The organism is Mycobacteriales bacterium (assembly GCA_035504215.1).
In the GTDB taxonomy this organism is placed as follows: domain Bacteria; phylum Actinomycetota; class Actinomycetes; order JAFAQI01; family JAFAQI01; genus DATAUK01.
On sequence record DATJSI010000124.1, the window covers coordinates 1 to 2,053 of the forward strand.

Annotated in this window: 2 protein-coding genes; both read right to left on the reverse strand. The window is 69.8% G+C overall.

Annotation, left to right across the window (positions count from 1 at the left end; genetic code table 11):
* A partial coding sequence (locus VME70_14525) for an ABC transporter ATP-binding protein (protein ID HTW21414.1) occupies window positions 1-1,518 on the reverse strand: 1,518 nt, incomplete at its 3' end.
* A 17-nt stretch (window positions 1,519-1,535) separates the two neighbouring features.
* Window positions 1,536-2,053: BMP family ABC transporter substrate-binding protein (locus VME70_14530; protein ID HTW21415.1), on the reverse strand; the 518-nt coding region annotated here is incomplete at its 5' end.

Here is a 2,053-nt window from a genome sequence, read left to right on the forward strand (position 1 = left end):
GCCGAGCGCGAGCGCGTGGCCGCCGTCGGCGCCGCCCGCCATCAGCCGGCCGAGTTCGGCGGTCGACACGTCGGGGTCGCGGAAGCCGGTGATCTTGCCCTCGTACATGACCGCGATCCGGTCCGACAGCGCGTAGATCTCGTCCAGCTCGGACGAGACGATGATCACGGCGACGCCGTGGTCGCGCTGCTCGACGATCCGGCGGTGCACGAACTCGATCGACCCGACGTCGAGGCCGCGGGTCGGCTGGCTCGCGATCAGCACCTTGTGCTCGCGACCGACCTCCCTGGCCAGGATCACCTTCTGCTGGTTGCCGCCGGAGAGGGTGCCCGCCGGGGTGGCGGGCGACCCGGTGCGGACGTCGAACTCCTCGATCAGCGCGGTCGCGTTGGCGCGGATCGCGGGCAGCTTGAGGTTGACCCCGGACGCGAACGGCGGCCGGTTGTAGGTGTCGAGGATGAGGTTCTCGGCCACCGAGAATGAGCCGACGAGCCCGTCCTCCTTGCGGTCTTCCGGCACGTAGGCGACGCCGGCCCGCAGCCGGGCGCGCGGCGCCGCGTGGGTGAGGTCGCGGCCGTTGAGCGTGACCGAGCCGGCCGCCGTCGGGCGCAGCCCCATCAGCGCCTCGCACAGCTCGGTCTGCCCGTTGCCCTGGACCCCGGCGATGCCGAGGATCTCCCCCGCCCGGACCTGGAAGGACAGCCCGTTCACGGGCAGCCCGTGCTCGCCCGCGACGGTCAGCTCCGCGACGTCGAGCACGACGTCGCCCGGCTGGGCGGGCTCCTTGCTGACCCGCAGCTGCACGTCGCGCCCGACCATCAGCGACGCCAGGTCGTCCTCGGTCGCGGGCGGCGTGCGCTGGCCGACGACCTTGCCCCGGCGGAGCACGGTGATCGTGTCGGCGATCGCCTGGACTTCCTTGAGCTTGTGCGAGATGAAGATGATCGAGGTGCCGCCGTCCCGCAGCTGCCCGATGATGCGGAACAGCTCGTCGGTCTCGGCCGGCGTCAGCACCGCCGTCGGCTCGTCCAGGATCAGCACGTTGGCCTGCCGGACGAGCGCCTTGACGATCTCGACCCGCTGCTGCAGGCCGACCGGCAGGTCCTCGATCAGCGCGTCGGGGTCGACGTCGAGGCCGTAGCGGTGCGACAGCTCCCGCACCTCGGCCCGGGTCTTGCGCCGGTCGAGCAGGCCGGCCGGGCCGGCCTGCTCGATGCCGAGCGTGACATTCTCCGCGACCGTGAACACCGGCACCAGCATGAAGTGCTGGTGCACCATGCCGATGCCGGCCTCGATCGCGTCCTTCGGCGAGCGGAAGCTCACCGCCTTGCCATCTATGTGGATCTCGCCCTGATCGGGCTGGGTCAGCCCGAACAGGACGTTCATCAGGGTGGTCTTCCCCGCTCCGTTCTCGCCGAGCAGGGCGTGAACCTGCCCAGGGGCAACGGAAAGGCTGATCCCGTCGTTGGCGACGAGGGGGCCAAACCGTTTGGTGATGCCCCTGAGCTCAAGTTCCACGTATGATCGACCGCTCCTTAGACCGGGCTCTTGGTCGGCGTCTGGATCGACCCGTTCTCGATGCCGGTTTCGATCGTCTTGAGCTCGGACTGCAGCGCGGCCGGGACCGTGCCGGAGAAGTCGTGGAACGGCGACAGCACGGCGCCGCCGTTGGCCAGCGTGCCGACGTAGGTGCCGCCCTTGAACGAGCCGGACGCCGCCGAGGTCACCGCGCCCTTGACCGCGGCCTGGATGCCCTTGGTGACGCTGCTGATGAAGTACTTGCAGTACTGCGCGGCGCTGACGCAGCCGTCGGTGTCAACCCAGAGCATGTTGACGTGACCGCCGGAGGCGTCCGCGTCCTGGACCGCCTTGGCCGCGCCGAGGCCGACGTTGCCCGCCACCGGGAAGATGACGTCCGCGCCCTCGTTGATGAACGTCTGGGTGACGGTCTCGCCCTTGGTCTGGTTGGTGAAGTCGCCGGTGAACTCGCCCTTCTGGTTCTGCTCGTCCCAGCCGAGGACCGCGACGTTGGTGTGGTGCTGCTTGTTGTAGT